Origin of the sequence: Pseudoalteromonas sp. TAE56 (genome assembly GCF_000497955.1) — a bacterium.
GTDB lineage: Bacteria > Pseudomonadota > Gammaproteobacteria > Enterobacterales > Alteromonadaceae > Pseudoalteromonas.
In genome coordinates this window covers 39,413-58,564 of sequence record NZ_AUTN01000103.1, presented here as the reverse complement: position 1 = coordinate 58,564, position 19,152 = coordinate 39,413, and the positions used below count along the sequence as shown (strand labels likewise).

18 protein-coding genes, 1 other RNA gene and 1 pseudogene are annotated in these 19,152 nt (G+C 38.6%); 12 read left to right on the top strand and 8 right to left on the bottom strand.

Annotated elements, in window-relative coordinates:
- Positions 1-17 precede the first annotated feature (17 nt).
- Positions 18-476 (bottom strand): division/cell wall cluster transcriptional repressor MraZ, encoded by a 459-nt coding sequence (gene mraZ, locus L656_RS0111265; RefSeq protein ID WP_007582904.1) that lies wholly within the window; start codon positions 474-476, stop codon positions 18-20.
- A 499-nt stretch (positions 477-975) separates the two neighbouring features.
- Between mraZ and L656_RS0111260 the strand changes: the two genes are divergently transcribed.
- Genes L656_RS0111260 through L656_RS0111250 form a run of 3 tightly spaced genes read left to right on the top strand, consistent with a single transcriptional unit; the run spans position 976 to position 2,020 of the window.
- Positions 976-1,314 carry a hypothetical protein gene (locus tag L656_RS0111260; protein WP_010554292.1) on the top strand — a complete coding sequence of 113 codons (339 nt, stop codon included), beginning with the start codon at positions 976-978 and terminating at the stop codon, positions 1,312-1,314.
- Between the two features lie 6 nt (positions 1,315-1,320).
- Entirely contained in the window at positions 1,321-1,767 is a 447-nt protein-coding gene (locus L656_RS0111255) for a hypothetical protein (protein ID WP_024590208.1), read from the top strand.
- Positions 1,768-1,777: 10 nt separating this feature from the next.
- Positions 1,778-2,020, top strand: coding sequence for a hypothetical protein (locus L656_RS0111250; RefSeq protein WP_024599282.1), 243 nt, complete (start codon positions 1,778-1,780; stop codon positions 2,018-2,020).
- A gap of 3 nt (positions 2,021-2,023) precedes the next feature.
- Here the strand turns inward: L656_RS0111250 and L656_RS0111245 are convergent, their stop codons facing one another.
- A complete protein-coding gene (locus tag L656_RS0111245; protein WP_024599281.1) occupies positions 2,024-2,998 on the bottom strand; it encodes a glutathione S-transferase family protein in 975 nt (324 codons plus the stop codon).
- Between the two features lie 21 nt (positions 2,999-3,019).
- Positions 3,020-3,862 carry a pirin family protein gene (locus L656_RS0111240; RefSeq protein ID WP_024599280.1) on the bottom strand — a complete coding sequence of 281 codons (843 nt, stop codon included), beginning with the start codon at positions 3,860-3,862 and terminating at the stop codon, positions 3,020-3,022.
- 201 nt (positions 3,863-4,063) lie between these two features.
- On the opposite strand from L656_RS0111240, the gene L656_RS0111235 reads away from it, so the two are divergent.
- Both L656_RS0111235 and L656_RS0111230 read left to right on the top strand, forming a co-directional pair.
- On the top strand, positions 4,064-7,168 hold the full coding sequence (locus tag L656_RS0111235; RefSeq protein WP_024599279.1) for a bifunctional diguanylate cyclase/phosphodiesterase: 3,105 nt from the start codon (positions 4,064-4,066) through the stop codon (positions 7,166-7,168).
- An 89-nt stretch (positions 7,169-7,257) separates the two neighbouring features.
- Positions 7,258-8,145 carry a LysR family transcriptional regulator gene (locus L656_RS0111230; protein ID WP_024599278.1) on the top strand — a complete coding sequence of 296 codons (888 nt, stop codon included), beginning with the start codon at positions 7,258-7,260 and terminating at the stop codon, positions 8,143-8,145.
- Positions 8,146-8,148: 3 nt separating this feature from the next.
- On the opposite strand, the gene L656_RS0111225 is transcribed toward L656_RS0111230, so the two are convergent.
- Positions 8,149-9,102, bottom strand: coding sequence for a YihY/virulence factor BrkB family protein (locus L656_RS0111225; protein ID WP_024599277.1), 954 nt, complete (start codon positions 9,100-9,102; stop codon positions 8,149-8,151).
- 165 nt (positions 9,103-9,267) lie between these two features.
- Here L656_RS0111225 and L656_RS0111220 point away from each other — a divergent pair, with 165 nt between their 5' ends.
- The 3 genes from L656_RS0111220 (at position 9,268) to L656_RS0111210 (ending at position 12,965) form a co-directional block, all read left to right on the top strand.
- A complete protein-coding gene (locus L656_RS0111220; protein WP_446727579.1) occupies positions 9,268-10,299 on the top strand; it encodes a mechanosensitive ion channel family protein in 1,032 nt (343 codons plus the stop codon).
- 954 nt (positions 10,300-11,253) lie between these two features.
- Positions 11,254-11,784, top strand: coding sequence for a DUF6795 domain-containing protein (locus L656_RS0111215; protein WP_024599275.1), 531 nt, complete (start codon positions 11,254-11,256; stop codon positions 11,782-11,784).
- 32 nt (positions 11,785-11,816) lie between these two features.
- Positions 11,817-12,965, top strand: coding sequence for a lipase family protein (locus tag L656_RS0111210; RefSeq protein WP_024599274.1), 1,149 nt, complete (start codon positions 11,817-11,819; stop codon positions 12,963-12,965).
- Positions 12,966-13,211: 246 nt separating this feature from the next.
- Here the strand turns inward: L656_RS0111210 and rnpB are convergent.
- Together rnpB and rsmI are read right to left on the bottom strand one after the other, a co-directional pair.
- Positions 13,212-13,545, bottom strand: an RNA gene (rnpB, locus tag L656_RS1000000122600) — RNase P RNA component class A.
- A 41-nt stretch (positions 13,546-13,586) separates the two neighbouring features.
- On the bottom strand, positions 13,587-14,444 hold the full coding sequence (gene rsmI / locus L656_RS0111205; protein ID WP_024593993.1) for a 16S rRNA (cytidine(1402)-2'-O)-methyltransferase: 858 nt from the start codon (positions 14,442-14,444) through the stop codon (positions 13,587-13,589).
- Between the two features lie 62 nt (positions 14,445-14,506).
- Between rsmI and L656_RS0111200 the strand changes: the two genes are divergently transcribed.
- The 4 genes and pseudogenes from L656_RS0111200 to dolP all read left to right on the top strand — a co-directional run bounded on the left by L656_RS0111200 (position 14,507) and on the right by dolP (position 17,964).
- The gene (locus L656_RS0111200) at positions 14,507-16,384 is read left to right on the top strand and encodes a penicillin-binding protein activator (protein ID WP_024599273.1); all 1,878 of its coding nucleotides are present in this window, start codon (positions 14,507-14,509) and stop codon (positions 16,382-16,384) included.
- 24 nt (positions 16,385-16,408) lie between these two features.
- A complete protein-coding gene (locus tag L656_RS0111195; protein ID WP_024599272.1) occupies positions 16,409-16,780 on the top strand; it encodes a YraN family protein in 372 nt (123 codons plus the stop codon).
- Between the two features lie 32 nt (positions 16,781-16,812).
- Positions 16,813-17,406: an SIS domain-containing protein gene (locus L656_RS0111190; protein WP_002957968.1), complete on the top strand. Its 594-nt coding sequence runs from the start codon at positions 16,813-16,815 to the stop codon at positions 17,404-17,406.
- Positions 17,399-17,964, top strand: a pseudogene (dolP, locus tag L656_RS01000000122195) (division/outer membrane stress-associated lipid-binding lipoprotein). The gene L656_RS0111190 and the pseudogene dolP overlap by 8 nt, the downstream one beginning before the upstream one ends.
- A 57-nt stretch (positions 17,965-18,021) precedes the next feature.
- On the opposite strand, the gene L656_RS0111180 reads toward dolP, so the two are convergent.
- Both L656_RS0111180 and sspA read right to left on the bottom strand, forming a co-directional pair.
- Positions 18,022-18,459, bottom strand: coding sequence for a ClpXP protease specificity-enhancing factor (locus L656_RS0111180; RefSeq protein ID WP_024599271.1), 438 nt, complete (start codon positions 18,457-18,459; stop codon positions 18,022-18,024).
- Entirely contained in the window at positions 18,459-19,085 is a 627-nt protein-coding gene (gene sspA / locus L656_RS0111175; RefSeq protein WP_002957965.1) for a stringent starvation protein SspA, read from the bottom strand. Before sspA ends, L656_RS0111180 begins: the two co-directional genes overlap by 1 nt.
- Between the last annotated feature and the right edge of the window lie 67 nt (positions 19,086-19,152).

The window sequence follows — 19,152 nt, the reverse complement described above, 5'->3', positions numbered from 1 at the left end:
TGCCTTTTTTTGTGCTGTTAAAGTGTAAAATTATCTAAATCTTGGTTAGGCTCAAAATCGCCGAGTCTTTCAAGCTCGGTATCTTGCTGCATTTGTTCGTGCCAACGCGCCTCATCCCAAATTTCAAATTTATTCATCAAACCAACTAGCATGATTTTTTTGCCAAGTGATGCATGAGCCCGCAGTGACGGCGCAAGCAAAATTCGACCATTTTTATCAAGTTGATATTCAGTAGCATTCCCGAGCAACATACGCTGCATTCGACGGGCTCGTGGGTTCATATTGGAGATTTTAGCTAAACGGCTTTCTATTTCGAGCCACTCAGCCAGCGGATACAACCATAAACACGGCTCATTTAATGCGACAGTACAAATAACCGTTCCCTGATCTTCAGACAATAGAGATTCTCGGTACTTAGTCGGTACCGCAAAACGCCCCTTATCATCCAAACTCAGTGAACTCGCGCCACGAAACATAAAAAACCTACTTTAAAATTGTTTTATTCAACTTTTGTTTATTTTTATCCAGTGTGATCCACTAAAAACCACTTTTTACCACAGTGCTCCAGTTTAGGGCTTGACAAGCCATTCTGTCAAGTAAGCTGACCAGCTTTAGTGAGTCCCAAAGCTAGAAAAAATAAGGGCTCAAGCGAAGCGTTTGAATTATGTGGGAAAAAGTGGGATTATGATGAAAAAAATATCTATTCTGTTTTTTATAACTTTCTGTTTACACGCTTTGCTTACTGAATAACCAATGAATATTTACAACTTTTTAAGCATTTTTACTCCCTTTGTAAAATTTACCTAACCGTGTAGTAATAGTTACTGTTTGCTTTAAATTATCAAATGTGAAAAAGCTACACAAAAACAACAAAAACCAATACATTCAACACCTTAAAACTAAAAAACAGTTTTGGTTTAATCATTGCATTATCTAAATCACTATTCAAATTTTTTAACTTATTAAGGATTGATTATGGCTACTGCAACAAATACGAAACCAAACACAACTTCAGATGTTAAGCCTGACGTTAAACTAACAAATACTGAATCACCTCTTACAGAGAAAGCAACATCAGCGGCACACGATGCTGTAGATGCACTTTCTAGCAAAGCAGCAACAGCTGAAAGCAGTGTTCGTAAAGGCGCTTCAAGCTCAGCAGAAGCATTAAGTGAAAAACAACTTATTGCACGCGAAAAGTTAAGTGAATGTACAGCTAAAACTCGTGCATTTGCTTCTGAAAACCCATTAGCAACAGCGGGTATTGCTTTTGCTGCGGGTATGCTGATTACATCACTATTTCGTCGTAAGTAATTAGTGATGAATAACCCACAAACAAGCGCAGCCAAGGATGGTGAAGCGCAAAACCAAACTACTGAGCAGCAGAGCCAAAAGGACGATTGGCAAGATCATATTGCAAAGCTTTTAGAGTACTCTAAGCAGCTCAAGGATGATTACCAAACTCAAGGAAAGATCACCCATCAGCTTGCTAAGGCTGAATGGCGGTTGTCGCTCAGATCGCTTGCATTGATCACTATATTTTTAGGCTGTTTTGCCAGTGGTTTGGTTTTGTTGTGGGCAGGATTTTTGGGGGCTGTTGGATACGGTGTATATGATCTTTTTGGGTCAGTATGGCTGAGTATTGCAACAGCTACTTTGCTGCAAGTTGCTTGTTTAGCATGGCTTTGGAAAAATACGGTTTACCTAAGCAATAAAATTGGCTTTAGTAAAACACTTAAAAGCTTAAAACAGCTGTTTAACTTATAAGGAAATTACTATGTTAGTTAACTACTTAATTAAAGCACCTAATGAAAACGTTGATGCTCTTAGTAAGCAAATGCATACGCGCAGTGAGCTGAAACGCCAACATCATGCAGCGTTTCAATATAGGCTAAAGCGTTTTGCCGCAACTAAAGTGGGACTGACAAGTGCCTTTTTAGCCGGTGCAGCTGTACAAGCAGGAAAAGGCGAAACCAGCTTTGTAAGAAAATACGGCTGGCTTGTTAGGCTATTTGCTTAAACATTAAACATTTCTACCGTGATCGGATAAGTAACCAATACTTGGGCCACTTGGCACAATTTGTGTTGGATTGATCATTGTATGGCTAAAATAGTAATGACGTTTAATGTGATAAAAATCAACGGTCTCTGCCACACCTTCAACTTGATATAAATCTCTAAGGTATCCGCTCAAAGCTGGGTAGCTTTCAATTGTTCGCAGATTACACTTAAAGTGACCAACATACACACTATCAAACCGAATGAGAGTGGTGAATAATCGCCAGTCAGCTTCTGTGAGGTTATCCCCTGTTAAATACCGCTGTTTGCTCAGTACGCTCTCTACTGAATCGAGTGCTTTAAATAAATCGTTAAATGCCTCTTCATAAGCATCCTGAGTTGTTGCAAAACCCGTACGATATACACCATTATTTATATTTGGATAAATCAGCGCGTTTAATTCGTCAATTTTTGGTTGCAGCGCCTCAGGGTAGTAGTCATCGTTATTACCTGTTAACTCATTAAACGCACTATTGAACATACGTATAATATCGGCAGACTCATTACTGACAATTTTATTTAGCTTTTTATCCCACAATACGGGTACGGTGACTCGCCCGGAGTACTTTGAGTTACTTTTTGTATACACTTGATGTAAGTAGTTACTATTAAATAAAGCATCGCCAGTACTGTGGTTTTTCGTATCAAATTCCCAGCCACTATCAAGCATATCAGGGCTAACAACCGATACCGTAATTAAGTCTTCCAACCCTTTTAACGCTCTAAATATAAGTGTTCGGTGAGCCCAAGGACATGCTAGCGATACATATAAATGATACCTGTTCGCTTGTGCTTTAAAACCTGCGTCACCGGTTATTCCAGCACTGCCATCAGCAGTAATCCAATGGCGTAACTGCGCAGCTTCGCGTTCAAACTTACCATTACTTGAGTCGGTGTCGTACCATTTATCTTGCCATTGACCGTTAACTAATAATCCCATAAAACTCTCCTAAAAATACTGTTAAATTTTGCCAAACTTGCCATTTTTATAATCATGTACCGCTTGCTGTACTTCATCTTGCGTCGTCATTACAAACGGCCCCATATGAGCAATTGGTTGATTAAGTGGATCGCCAGCTAAAATCAATACACCAGCGCCGTGCTCAGAGCTAATATTAATATCACTGCCTGGTTCTAAAATAAGTAACTTACCTGCTGGTATTGTTTGATTGTCGCTCGTTATTAGTGAGCCGCTATGAATATAAAGCATTACTTTTTGTTGGCTAAGAGGCTCTAAATCCATGCTTTTACCAGCAGGTAATGTAATATCAGCGAGCGCAGCATTGGCAGCTAAACTTTGCAGAGTGCTTGTAAGTGTTTCACTTTCGAACTGCCACGATCCCGCAAGTGCTTTTAACGTCACACCTTGTGTATTTGTAAAACTCGGAGCTGGGTTTTTAGTCGTATCTTGATAACGTGAATCACGCATTTTTTGTGCGCTTGGCATATTGATCCAAATTTGAAAGCCATGCAGACCATCAACAGCATCAGCGAGTGGCATTTCACTGTGCATGACGCCGCGCCCTGTACTCATCCATTGCACATCGCCTGCTTTAATTGCTTCTCTGTTACCCATTTGGTCACGATGTTCAAAGCCACCTTTTAGAATATAAGTAAACGTTTCAATACCTCGGTGCGGATGCTCAGGAAAGCCTCCCATATACTCTTTTTTGTCGTCTGACTTAAGTTCATCAATCATTAAAAATGGATCTAAGTATTTACCATCAAACCCAGGTATACGGCTAATGTTCACGCCATCACCATCTTGAGTTGCATAAGCTGTCAGTATTTTTAATATTTTCATTTTTTAATTCACTCTAAAGCATAAGTTTATGAGGCTATTAAATCATTCATTAAACAAAACAACTATGTCTTTAAATCGACCTTAACATTCCAAAAAATAGAACTATAATGATTCATTGGTTATATTTTCAACCTTATAATTACTATGGTTATTTGGAGTGAATTTGGCTACAATTGTTATTGCAAAATACAAAACTAAGGAATGGTTATTTTTACTTATTCTCTCAAACATCAGCTTTATCGTTTGCTTATACTGTTAAGTATTCCAGGCACTGCTGTAATTATTTTTACACTGCTGCTTGAGCGCGATCACTCTATTGAGCAAAGTGAAAAAAAAGTAGAAAACATTGCTAAGCAATTAATTTTACAGCAAAAGCATTTAGTCGATGATATTAACCGGTTAGCGCGTTACTTAGCTAAAGAGGAAAGTAAGAAAGAAAATCTAGCAACGTCCTGCCCTAATTATTTTAATCAATTTAGAGCTATATACGCGCACGTTGCCAATATCGGGATTGTAAATCCAAATGGCATTGTTATATGTACAACAAGCGGGTTAGCCAAAAAAATAAATATTGCCGACCGGGCGTATTTTCAAAACGCCTTAAAAAGCAACCAATTGTCGGTAGGTTATTTTCAGCACGACCGAAGCCTGCAAAAAAACACCCTTAATTTTGCGTTACCTATTATTAATAAAAAAAATGTAATACAGGGCGTTGTAGTTATCGTTGTTGCGCTGGACTGGTGGAATAATGCATTTAATGACATTGAACTTCCGCCGGGCTCTATTGCTGCAATTGCTGATTCTAACGGAAAAATTTTAGCGCGTTATCCTCCTACAACAGCCGCGCTTGGCGATAATATCGCACAGACTTTATTAGCAACTGATTCTTCGATTGATACTGAGGCATCAACAAAAATAAAATCTATTGAAGGTGAAGCCCGAATGCTTCATCACTCTGTTATTTACAGCGATCCGAGTAACAACAGCTTAAATATACATATCGCACTTCCTGTCACGCATGCTTTAAAACAAATAAATAATAACTTTTTTATAGCGATTGGTGTGTTTATTTTATCGCTACTGATACTGTCTTTAATTGCACGAAAACTACTTAAAACAAGTATTATCGACCCAATTAATAATCTAACAAATGCAACAAATGTGCTAGCTAAGGGCGAAATGCCCGCACAAAATATACAGCCCAATAATCCCGAACTAAATACTCTTTATCAGCATTTTAAATCAATGGCGCAAACTAGGTTAACAGCTGAGGCTAATTTAAAAAACAAGCATGACGAGCTTACTAGCTTGCTTAATACCCTGCCTGATAGTTACGTTAGAATTAACATCCATGGTGATATTCTCAACATAACGGGGCAATTTAAGCCCCAAGTAAACCCAAATAGCACTGCCGTACCTCATTTATCATCAATACTTTCACACAGCAATGTTCAGCTTTTATTATCGCAGTTATCTAAACTTGATGTTTCGAGCAATTTAGAATTCACACTCGAAAAATCAGATCCTAAACGCAGCTTTGAAGCGCGTATTAGTGCTATGCAAAGCAAAAATGAATACGTTGTTGTACTACGTGATATAACACAGCGAAAAGTAAATGAAGAAGCACTCCACCTTGCCTCGCTAGTGTATAACAACAGTAGTGAAGGTATGGCGATCACCGATCCAACGGGTATTATATTTGATGTGAATCCTGCATTTAGTAAAACGACCTTATATAGTAAAGAAGAAGTTATTGGGCGGTCCTCTTCAATTCTTTCATCAGGAAAACATGATAAGAAATTTTACAATAAAATGTGGTCAGAGTTACAGCAAACTGGCCGTTGGCAAGGCGAGGTTATTAACCGTAAAAAGAGCGGGCAGTTGTACTCTGAGTGGCTCACAATCGATACGGTTTATGATGAAAATAATGCACCAATTCGTCGAATCGCGATATTCACAGACCTCACAGAGAAAAAACAAGCTGATGAAACTATTTGGCGACAAGCTCACTTTGATCACTTAACAGACTTGCCAAATCGTTTAGAGTTAAAAGAGCGATTAAATAAACGATTTTCAAATGTTGTTACTCCAGATAATCAATTGATTGTCATGCTTTTAGATATTGATCACTTTAAAGATATTAATGACACTTTGGGCCATCACTATGGCGACAACTTATTAAAACTCGTATCACAACGCATAGTACAGTCGGCAAAGAATGCTGACTTTGTGGCTAGGATTGGTGGTGATGAGTTTGTTATTGTGTTCAATCAAATTAAAAGTACGCGCCATATTAATCAAATTGCGAGTAATATTTTACTTAGCTTATCGTCAGCTTTAAATCTTGAAAACGAAGAGTTATTTATTAGTGCAAGCATAGGTATTGCATGTGCCCCAAATGATGGTAAAAATACTGAACAGCTTTTAAAAGCAGCCGACCAGGCTATGTATAAAGCAAAGAGTAATGGTCGTAATTGTTTTGAGTTTTTCTCTGCTGACATGCGCGAATATGCACATGCTCGCATGGTGCTATTAAAAGACTTACGAAGTGCCATTGAACTTGAACAGTTTAAGTTATTTTATCAACCCATTGTTGCTTTAAATGATTTACATATTCATAAAGCTGAAGCGCTGATTCGTTGGCAACATCCTGAAAAAGGGCTAATCAGCCCTATCGCATTTATTCCACTTGCTGAAGAAACCAGGCAAATAAATGCAATTGGCCAATTTGTATTTGCCCAAGCCCTTCAAACACTTAACGATATAAAAACACTAACCGATGATACGTTTCAAATAAGTGTAAATGTATCGCCAGTGCAATTATCCACGCCAGAGAGTGGCATAGATGAATGGTACGATATGCTAAAAGCAGCAAAACTACCTGCTTCGTCAATTGTCGCAGAAATAACTGAAGGCTTAATGGTTAATCCTGAAGCGCTAACACAAAGACGCCTAAAAGAAATCGTGAAATCAGGAATGCAGCTAGCTCTTGATGATTTTGGCACTGGATATTCATCGCTCGCTTACCTACAAGAAATGGACACCGACTATTTAAAAATAGATAAGCGTTTTGTCGATAATATTCAAATAGGCAGCCAAGAACTTGCATTGTGTGAAGCCATAATCGTTATGGCGCATCAGTTGGGCTTAAAAGTAATCGCCGAAGGAATTGAAACTAAATTACAAATGCAGCTATTACTGGAAGCTGGATGCGATTACGGACAAGGTTATTTGTTTTCAAAACCTTTAAATAAAAGCAGTTTTATGGCACTTCTAGCGGATAAAAAAGTAGCTTTGTTAAAATAAATAGACAAAAAATAACTGTTACGCAATAAATAATGCGTCTGCGCGGTCAAGTTAAGCAATCAGATATAAAGTAGTAACAGGATTTTAAAATGGCAAAAGCAACATTAGAGCAATGGCGAATGTTTAAAGCTGTTGTAGATCATGGCGGGTTCGCAGGCGCAAGCGCAGCTGTACATAAAAGTCAGTCAACCGTACACCATGCAGTGCAAAAACTTGAAGCCGCCTTGCAAATTAAGTTGCTTGAAGTAAAAGGTCGTAAAGCATTTTTAACCGATAGCGGTAAGCTTATTTTACGCAGAGCTGAATTTTTAATTGAAGAAGCAACTAAAATAGAATCGGTAGCAACTACGCTTAGCGAAGGCGTAGAGAGCACATTAAAAATAGCCGTTGATGAAGTGTTCCCACACGCTATTTTATACCAAGCACTTGCTAAAACGAGTGAGCTTTACCCTCTTTTAAAAATTGATTTAGTAGAAAGCGTGCTAACCGGTGCAAACGAATTACTACATAACTCAGTAGTTGATTTAGCCATTTCGTCAATTCCTATTTATGGAATTAGCTGCAGTACGCTATGCGATATAGAGTTTATAGCGGTTGCGCATAAAGACCATGTATTACAACAGCATAGTGAACAACTCAACTTTCGAGACTTAAAGTTACATAGACAAATAGTAGTTCGCGACTCAGCAACCCACACCAGTCACAATGAAGGCTGGTTAGGTGCTGATATGCGCTGGACAGTGAGCCATTTACGCAACTCTATTGATATGGTTAGTCAAAATTTAGGTTACGCTTGGCTGCCAAAAACACAAATTGCACATTTAATTGAAGATAAAACGCTCATCGCGCTTAATTTAGATCAAGGTACAACCCGTACTCTTAATTTATATTTAATGTGCAACGACAACGACAGGCTTGGCCCTGCAGCACAAGAATTTAAAGAGCAAATTACTGCACTTACTAATTTAGCTAGCTAATAGCTATTCGTTTTTTACATCGAGGTGATCTGCTACATAGGCGCCTCGCTGCCCACGCTCTTTAGCTGGGCCTATAGTACTGTCTTTACCTGTTTGCTGTTCAGTTGCAGCATTAATAACAGCACCTAATGTGATTATATAAGCGCTGATATACAACCACATCAACATGATCACTACACCACCTAGTGAGCCGTAAGTTTCGTTGTAACTAGAAAAACGCGACACATAAAAAGAAAAACCTATAGACGCCAAAATCCACAGCACGGTAGCAATCGACGATCCCATCGTGATCCAACGCCATTTAGCGGGTTTACGATGCGGGGCATAACGATATAAAAGTACTAATGCAAAATTAAAGGTAAAAGCCAGTAATGGCCAAGAGATAAGTTTAATTAATAAATCTATACTTTCTTTTAGCCCCACCAAGTTTAGTACGATGGGTAAAATGCCAATAATTAATAATGCAAAAATTGCGACAACAATCGCTCCTACTGAAAATAAAAAACGCACTAATTGAGCTTGAAAAAATGAGCGTTTTTCATATTCACGATAACTAATATTACACGCAGTTATAAGTGCTTGGCTGCCTTTTGAACTACTCCAAATGGTAAGTATGAGCGTACCGATTGCACTTAAGCTCAAGCTTGCACTTGATGTTTTAGCAAGGCTAGAAACCTGAGATAAAATCAGTTCACTGGTGCTTGGTGGAAGCAAAGTAACTATTTTACTTAAGTGCTCACTAATATCTGTTGGGGATGAAAAGTACGCATACACTGATACCATCGCCGCAATGGCTGGAAAAATAGCAAGTAACGCATAAAATGCCACACCCGCCGCCACTATAGATAAATTATCTTCGCTCATTTGCTTAAAAATACGTTTAACAATATCCCACCAGCCTATAAAAGGGATATGTGCAGGCTGCTCTGCTTCCTGTCCTCGTTTAGCTTCTTTCATTCTAAACCTCAATATTTATATTACGTTACTACAGCAAAATATTTGCCAAGTTATAAGCGTTTGGTATCAAACTTGCTAATATTTATCTATAAATGAATCAAACACGGAAGATAAGCCATGCTCGGCACCCTAAAAAGCAGTGTAGCGCTAGATAATACAGCACCAATGACTGAAGTAATCACAGTCGATACACTTTCGTGGAATTACTTTTATGAGCAAGCCGTGCAATTACTTCACGTAACAGCGCAAATATTACCCACTCTTTTACTCGGGGTCATACTTTTAGTACTCAGTTACTTAATTTCAGGACCTCTTTCTCGATTACTTATAAAGCCTATTGACTACATGACTGACAGCAAGCTTGTTCACCTAGTTGTAAGACGCAGTATAAGCACTTTAATTATTTTATTCGGCGTATATTTATTTTTACGTTTAGCTGGGCTCACTCAGTTTGCTGTTGCTATTATGAGTGGTACCGGATTAATAGGTTTAATACTTGGCTTTGCTTTTAGAGACATAGCAGAGAACTTTATTGCTAGTTTATTACTGAGTGTACAAAGACCTTTTAAAATTGATGATGTAATTGAAGTAGATGGCCGATTAGGTATTGTTAAAAAAGTAACCGCAAGAGCAACCACGCTTGTTGATTACGATGGCAATCATATTCAAATACCCAATGCGACTGTATATAAAAATACCATTAAAAACCTGACTGCCAATCCGAAAATGCGCGGGAAAGTAGAAATTGGTATTGGCTATGATAACGATATACGCAGCGCGCAAACTCTTGCCCTAGATATTGCGAATCAACAAAATGCGGTGCTTAGCGATCCACCCGCGCAGGTTTTAATAAAAAACTTAGGCTCATCTACTATTAACTTCGTTTTGTATTTTTGGGTTAATAGCGAGCAGCACAGTCCATTAAAAGTAGCCTCTCAACTTATGCGCGAATTAGTCAATGAGTTCACAAAACAAAACATCAGTATGCCAGATGACGCACGAGAAAGAATTATACTCACCGACCCTAGTGGAAGTGTTTCTAGTTTAGAGGAAAAACAACCATCACAAATACAAAACGAAAAAAGTGAAACCATTGAGCAAACTAAAACGCTTGATGACGTAAGCAGTGATACCGACGAAATACGCGAACAGGCAGAGCAGTCAAGAGATCCAGAACAAGGGAAAAATATTATTTAAGGATGCTGAAGTTGTATATATTAATATTTAGCTCAATATTAATACTCTCGACCCAATCACCAAAGTAAGCAATAAACGCTAATATATATTAACGCTGGTTGGGAAGTACTTTAAGAAAAGGCAAAGGCTTTGTATTTGTAGGATATTAACCGACTTTTGCTCTTTGTTTGGCCTGTTCTCTTGCTTGTGATTTTATTGAAATTTGTTGATATAATCTAGCCTCCTCATTTTCAAAATCAGTTATAGAGATTGCTAGAGCATAATTTCAATTTCTTTAACTTGGTCAGATGCCCACAGTTAGTCTGGTCTCGTTACTACTACAATCCACCAACACCGCTTTGTAGCGACCTCTAAACCGTGCACCATCTGTATTATGTGTTCTATTAAAATATTGCGTATAGAGACCATTAATATGTTTCATGGCTCTGCCCATGTTTGCATCAGGAGTTTTATTTGTAGATGGTAATAATTGGTTATTAAATAATACGAATGCACTTCAATATAAAACGAAAGCTTACTTGCTCAATGTAGTAAAAAAATGCTTAAAATCGTCATCACTCAAAAAGGTGTTTTCACGCCCTCTTCCGCGATTCATCACATGATAAAACACATTTTCACACTCTATTCGTAGTGGTCTAGACATAATAAACTCACAATAAACTATAAATCTAGATCATTGATGTATGAAGGTAAGATTTAACCCTGCCGAATCGCTAAAAAGCAGTTAACACCCTCTTTGCTTTATATTAATGACCTTTGCTCAAAGTCATTTACTTCGCGCCCAGCTTCATCTTTCGCTTTATCTATACATCTTAATTTTTAACTATTGTATTTTATATAAGCTTGTTTATCATATGAGGTCTATTTACAAAGGCATGTGAATATTAAAGTTTGCAAGGGAATCATATAGCCCCCCACAAAAAATTCACAGCCTATTTTTAAGGCTTCTTGTTTATGTCATTTTTAACAACACTTAAAAAGTTTGGTAATAATATTGGTGCTTACAAAGTGCACTTGTGCCCGGAGGTAAAAGGCCAAGCTAATGAAAAAGGCAAACCTTTGTCGAATGTAAAAATAGAGAGGGTATTGAATTTTTCTGATGGTAAAAGTGTTGAAGATTTCACTTACACGGATAAGAATGGAAGCTTCTCATTACCTGAAATTAATATCCGTTCTAATCAACCAGCAGTCCCACTTGCTGAGATTTTCACCTCTCAAGCTATTTATTTATCCTACAATAATGAAGAATATTGCCTTTGGGGTTCTAGATTATCAGGCGTTAAATATCGCGAGGAATATGCAAGAAAGTTAAGGCAATTAATAGCCGACATCTCTAATGGAAAGATCCTTTTTAAATTTCAGAATAAGAAAACAGAAGGCTATAAATTTGAGGCTTTAAGTATTTGTCGTTGGTCTGATGATTTTGAAGTAGTGGAGCAAAATGCTTATTTTGACCTTTCAGAAATTGAAACGGATAATAATTAATAAATCAAAAACTAAATTATAAGGAAATATTAATGAATGTTTTAAGCCCTGCAATAGCTGCTAATTTTGCAGCTATCTCATACGAAAGCCTTGACAGAAGAGGCTTGAGAGCTAATCCATATTTTGAAAGAATTAGCTCTTTATTTTCATTCGAATCAGAATCTATAAAAGGTGTAAGTGGTTCTATTCTCGAACGAGTTTTTAACCACTCGACCAATTTTGGCTGCATTGCAAAGGGTAAGAAAGGAGCATATGAAGATGATTATGTTTTAGCTTTACGAGGCACGGCTAAAGTTCGTGATGTTGTTACTGATTTACATTGTGGTTTAAGTACTTGTAGTAATAATCAACCTGTACATGCAGGCTTTAACCATACATTTAACTCTTTCAAAAATCAGTTAGAACTATACTTTATACAAAGCACTAAGAAAAAATTAAACATTCATGTTGTAGGTCATAGTTTAGGTGGGGCTTTAGCAAACTTAGCTGCTAACTGGCTAAAGCAACGTTTCGGTGCCAATGTAAAATTATATACTTTTGGTGCGCCGCGGGTTGGTTATAATAGCTTTGCTGTAAAAACAGAGTCCGCAACAGATAACAACATCTATCGTTGCGTACATGCCGCAGACCCAGTCCCTTTAGTGCCTGTGTGGCCATTTATGCATACTGAGCAAGAGTATATTTTACACGGTGCTGCCACTATTACTCCAAAAGCACATAGTATGACTAATGAGACGCCAGGATATTTACATACAGCAAGCAACTTCAAAAGTTATTCTGCTATCAACAAAGGAATGGAAAAACGAATTCAAGAAGAGGTAAGGCTTGATTATGATAGAAGGCTCGAATGTAGCCGCACGTCTAAGTGGGCTAGAAAAATTGGTGCAGCTTTAATAACTCATTTACGTGATACTGGTAAGTTATATGCGATACAAAATCATTTTTCGAACGCTCTCACAGTGTACGATCAGATAGCTAAAGCATTAGCTGATAGCATTGACTTCTCAAAAAACTGTACCAAAGATGTAAAAGGGATTTTAGGGCATATACTAACATTTTGTGGCTATCCATTTAAGGTAATTTCTTTTACTTACGCTTCGATTAGACATATTTTACAATTAATGCTTAAAAATATTTTCGCACTTGCGGGTGAAGCGATAGCATTAGCAAAACCTTCCTAAAATGAAATTATACAAAAAACCGCCAAATGGCGGTTTTTTATTAACAAGTAAAGCTGTTAGTGTTATATGAACAAAAGCCAACAGGGTTAAATCTTGACTTCATACATCATAATTTCTCACTGCCCAGTTATCACTCTTTGTTGAAATTCTAACGAGTACAGCAAACAGATAGCCAAAAACTAATGGCTTATCTTAATTTTTAAACACAAAAAAGCCCGCAGTGTTAACTGCGGGCTTTTTATTGAATGAGTGAGTCAGCCTATAAGCCGGGTTTTGTCCTTTCCGAAGAAAGTGATAATCATTCGTCTAGGCCATAAATCGCTCTATGGCTCAAGCAACCTACCCGGTTCCAACGTGGGCCACGCCATAAGGAACCCTATTTGGTCTTGCTCCGAGTGGAGTTTACCTTGCAACCGACTATTACTAGCGGCCCGGTGCGCTCTTACCGCACCCTTTCACCCTTACCAACCCGAAGATTGGCGGNCCCCCCAGCCGTTAGCTGGCACTCTGCCCTATGGAGCCCGGACTTTCCTCCCCCTGATCATTTTCGTCACAGGCAGCGATCATCTTGGCTGACTCGGCGCGCAGTATACATGAGGCTAATACCAAGCGCAGTAAAATTTACTCTTTTTCTTCAATAATTGTTTTGTATAAAGCGTTTTTCTTCATTCCAAAGTATTCAGCAACCACACCACAGGCCTTTTTCATTGGCATTTCACTCTCAAGCAGTGCCAGCATTTTGCGCGCTTCTGGCGGAACATCGTCTATTTGCTTTGGTTTACCTGGAAGCATCAGTACTATTTCGCCGCGCTGCTTGGTAGGATCATCTGTTAAAAACTGTTTAAGCTCACTTACACTACCGTTAAAAAATGTTTCAAAGGTTTTGGTTAGCTCTTTAGCAAACACAACGTGTTGCTCATCACCAAGGGCTAGTGCTAAATCATCAAGGCTTGCCATAATACGGTGCGTACTTTCGTACATTATGCTGGTGATACCTGAGTTAACAGCTTCGGTAAAAAAATCTTGGCGAGCTTTGCTTTTAGCCGGCGTAAAACCAATAAACTGAAAACGGTCGGTTGGTAAGCCTGAACAACATACGGCTGTAATTGCAGCACATGCACCAGGTACGGGTGTAACATGAGCGCCTTGTTCGCGGCATAAGTTTACAACTGCATAACCTGGGTCACTAATAAGCGGTGTACCAGCATCCGATACTAAAGCAATATTTAAACCTTGATTTAGTTGATCGATAATTTGCTGTGCTTTTTGTTTCTCATTGTGGTCGTGTAATGCAAACGTTTTTGCCTTAATTCCAAAGTGGCTAAGTAGCTTGCCGGTATGGCGAGTGTCTTCAGCAGCTATTAAGTCAACTTGCGATAATGTCGCAATGGCACGGTGACTTAAGTCGTCATAATTGCCAATTGGGGTGGCAACAATGTAAAGAGTGCCAATTTTCTGTGAATTCTCCTCATTTAACATTGAGGTCTCCTGCGTCAGTCAGTAATATAAGCAAATCGCGTTAACGTATTGGGAAATCATTTGTGCGACTTAAACTAGTTAGTCTATTAATTATATTGTCAGGGTTATCGGCGTGTAGCACAACCGAAAAACCAACTAAAAACAGCGATAACGTAAGTAACCGCTCTAATGCACTTCAAAATCAGGCGACCAGTGCGCAATCTATCTACCAATTGGCGCAAAACCGCCAAGGTGCCGATAAAATACAATTACTTTATAGTGCACGTGATGCTGCAATTAGTGAGCAAAACTGGCCTTTATTAGAGACAATTGGAAATGAGCTTGAATTAACAGCAAGTGTTGATCAAATTCAAAACCGTCTTTATATTGCATTTGCACAAAAACAACAGAATAAAAATGATCAAGCCTTAGTGATTTTACAATCGCTAGACGGACAACTTACTCAACCTGAACATTTTGCATGGCATCAGTTTTTAACTGCCACTATTTACGCATCACAAAATTTTCCTAAAAAAGCAGCGCCCTACTTTTTTAGAGCCTCTGAAACAGCAGCAAAAAATAACATTGAAATCCCTCAACTGAATCAAAATCTGTGGGATAACTTAAAACAACTCTCTTCATATGCGCTTGAGCGCTTTAACCGTGGTTCGGTTATTCAGCAAGGCTGGACTAACCTAGCGTTATATCATCAAGTATATGCAGGCAGCGGTGTAGAATTAGATCAAGCAATCAATAATTGGCGAAGACGCTATATTGGGCACCCAGCTTTTACTGTTTTACCTAAACAAGATGAAATGCTTACTGAGTTTGCACCTCTAAATATAGAACGCTTAGTTGTATTGTTTCCACAGTCAGGACCTAACGAACGCTTAGGTGATGCTCTAAAAGCCGGCGTGTTAGCAGCACTTGATACTCAAAATATCAACGACACTATTTTTATTGATGAAAACTTAAGTACAGAAGAAATTACAGCACAGCTTGAAGAAATAAAGCCTGACTTTGTAATTGGCCCACTACTTAAAGCAAATATAGATAAACTAGCTAATGCGCAAACGCTTATCGATACGCCAGTACTACATTTGAACACCTTTGACGGTGAACGAATTTCACTTCAACATTATTACTTTGCACTAAATCCTGAGCACGAAGTAGAACAAGCCCTAGAGCACTTTTTAGCAATGGGTTACCAAAAGCCGATGCTACTAGCGCCTAATAACGCTAACGGACAACGTCTTGTTGATTATTTTAACTTACAGTGGCAACGCTATAGCGAAACTAAGCCGCAAATAGGCTTTTATAACGATAAAAAAGATATGCCAAATACGATTACAAGCTTGCTGGAAGTAGATAAATCAAAAGAGCGCATAAAAACGGTTAAGGCATTATTTAGACAAGAAGTAGAAAATGAAACGCGCTCACGCAGTGATATTGATGTTATTTATATTTTAGGTGATGCAATAGAAACACGCTTAATTAAACCTTATCTTGATGTAAACGTAAGTACTTTTGCAGATCGCATTCCACTTTACGCCAGCTCTAAAAGCCACAGTAAACAAATTGATAGTACTGACAAAGGCGACTTAGACGGCCTATACTTCACTGAATTGCCGTGGATGCTCGATTCGCAAATTAAACAACATAATTTACGCCAGCAGTATGATTCGTTATGGCCAGAACAAGTAGATATTAGCCAACGCTTATTTGCAATGGCATACGATGCAGTATCTGTATTACCAGATATTAGGCAGTTAAGCGTAATGCCAGGTAATCAATACAGTGGCCTAAGCGGTAAATTATCAGTTAATACAAGCGGTCATATAGAACGTATGCTCGACTGGGCTCAATATACAAATCGTCGTATTAAATCTGTGCAATTAAAAACGCAGCGTCCTGTGCCATTGTTTATGCAATCAGCAAGTGAGATGCAAACTATAAATTAAACTTAATTAAGTTGAGGGGGCGACATGTCGTGGTTTAAGGAGCTGTGGCACAATAGTCGCGAAAAAGGCCAGTATTATGAGCTTGAAGCGCAAAAATACTTAGTTACTCAAGGGTTAACGCCTATTGAACGCAATTATTACTGCCCCTTTGGTGAGCTTGATGTCATTATGAAAGAAGGTAACACCCTTGTATTTGTTGAGGTTAAGTTTCGTAAAAACAATGCTCGTGGCGGCGCAAACTATGCGCTTAGCCCACAAAAGCAAGCTCGATTAAAACGTAGTATTTATCATTACTTAGCAGCTAAAAATTTGACTAACCAAGCGCTAAGAATTGATTATGTAGCCATTACAGGAGAAGCATCTCCTAATATTAATTGGCTGAAAAATGTATTTTAAACACAAATACAAAGATAAATTATTGGTAGGCTATGCAAGATACAATTAAAGAAATTTTTACAGAGAGTATTCAAGTTCAAATCGCTGCGGGTGAAGTACTACCGAGTGCGCTTGAGTCAGCTGCATTTACTATTGCACAAAGTCTGATCAACGGAAATAAACTCATTTGCTGCGGTACTGCAAATTGCCACATGCTCGCCCAGCATATGGCCGGTGTATTGGTCAATCATTATGAAACCGAACGTCCTTGCTTACCTGCAATTGCTCTATCGCAAGAAAACGTTAACCTTGGACAGAGTACTCAGGTAGACGATCACGATACATTTGCTCGTCAAGTCCGTGCTTTTGCCCAGCAAGGCGATTTATTGTTGGTACTGGCTATAAACGGTAACGAAAAGCATGTTATTTCTGCCGTTGAAGCTGCACTAACTAAAGATATGAAGGTCATAGTTATGGTTGGTGATGATGGTGGTGAGTTGGTAGGCCTACTTGGTCCTAACGATGTTGAAATTAGATCTCCATCTAAACGCCCTAGCCGCATTATCGAATCCCATTTAGTTAACTTACATTGTTTAAGCGAACTTGTTGATTTAACGCTTTTCCCTCAGGATGAAAATTATGTTTAAACGCTCTCTTATTGTTTTAGGTACTGTTGTATTACTTCAAGGCTGCGCAGCAGCTGTTGTTGCAGGTACAGCCAGTGCAGTAACTGCAGCGAACNCCGCCGTACCATTGGTTCACAAATTGATGATAACAATATTGAAATAAAAGCCAGTATTGCACTTAGTGAAGTAGAACGTCTTGAAAAGTTCGCTAATATAAGCGCTGTAAGCGTTAATGGTATTGTTTTACTTGTTGGCCAAGTAGCAAATGAAGAAATGAGAAACGAAGCGCAGCGCACCATTGAAGGCGTTTCAGGCATTCGTAAAATACATAACCAAATTCGTATTGGTTCAAATATTGGCATTACTACACAAACTCACGACTCTTGGCTTACTTCTAAAGTAAAAGGCCAGCTTCTAACAGCAAAAGACATTAGTAGTAATAATATTAAAGTGGTTACAGAAAACGCTGAAGTATTTTTAATGGGTTTAGTATCTGACTCTGAGTCAACTCAAGCTGTAAATATTGCCCGTAATGTATCTGGCGTAGAGCGCGTAGTTAAAGTGTTTGAATACCTATAAATACAAAATACAGACATAAAAAAACCGCTAATTAGCGGTTTTTTTGGCATTTACTTATTATTTAATAACGCGTAAATGAGAGCCTTTTTTCTTCTCAGGCTTTTCTGGTGATGTTTCATCGGTAAACTCAACTGATGACTCAACACTTTCAAGCTCTGGCACAAAATCGTCTTCGTCCTCTAAAAACTCATCTGCGGTAAAGACTGTTCCTTCGCCATTTTCACGCGCGTATATTGCAAGCACAGCACCTAGAGGTACATACACTTGCATTGGCTGACCACCAAAGCGCGCATTGAAGCTAAGTTGGGTTAAGTCTAACGAAAACTGTGTGACCGCTGATGGACTTATGTTTAAAACAATTTGTCCGTCTTGAACAAATTGTGTTGGCACTTGTACATTTGCAAATCCAGCGTCTACCACTAAATGCGGTGTACACTCGTTATCGACTATCCAATCAAAAAAAGCACGTAATAAATAAGGACGATTAGGCGTCATTATAAACGGATCTCACGCTCAGCTTCAGTTAAAGAGGCTTGGAATGACTCACGTTCAAATAAACGGATCATGTACTCTTTAAGCTCTTTAGAACCTGCACCATTAAGCTCAATACCAAACTCTGGTAAACGCCACAATAGTGGAGCTAAATAACAATCTACTAAGCTAAACTCTTCACTCATAAAGTAAGGTGCTTCGCTAAAAATAGGTGCTACAGCAAGTAATGCTTCTGTTAGCTCTTTACGAGCTTGGGCCGCATCTGATGTGTTGTTACTGATTTTGTCAGCTAGGCTGTACCAGTCAGTATCAATACGATGCATCATTAAACGGCTACGACCACGCATTACCGGGTAAACAGGCATTAGTGGAGGATGAGGAAAACGTTCATCAAGGTATTCCATGATGATGTTTGCCTGATATAAACCAAGCTCACGGTCAATCAGTGTTGGCACTGTACCGTAAGGGTTAATTTCGTGAAGTGCTTCTGGCAAGTTATCTTTTTCAGCCAAATGAATATCTACACTTACACCTTTTTCCGCAAGTACAATACGTACTTGGTGGCTATACATACAGTTAGCACCAGAAAAAAGGGTCATTACAGGGCGCTTATTGGCAGCTACGGCCATGCCTATACCTCCATTAAATAACTAAAACAGCAAAAGGGGCTTAAGCCCCTATTGCAAAATTACCTTT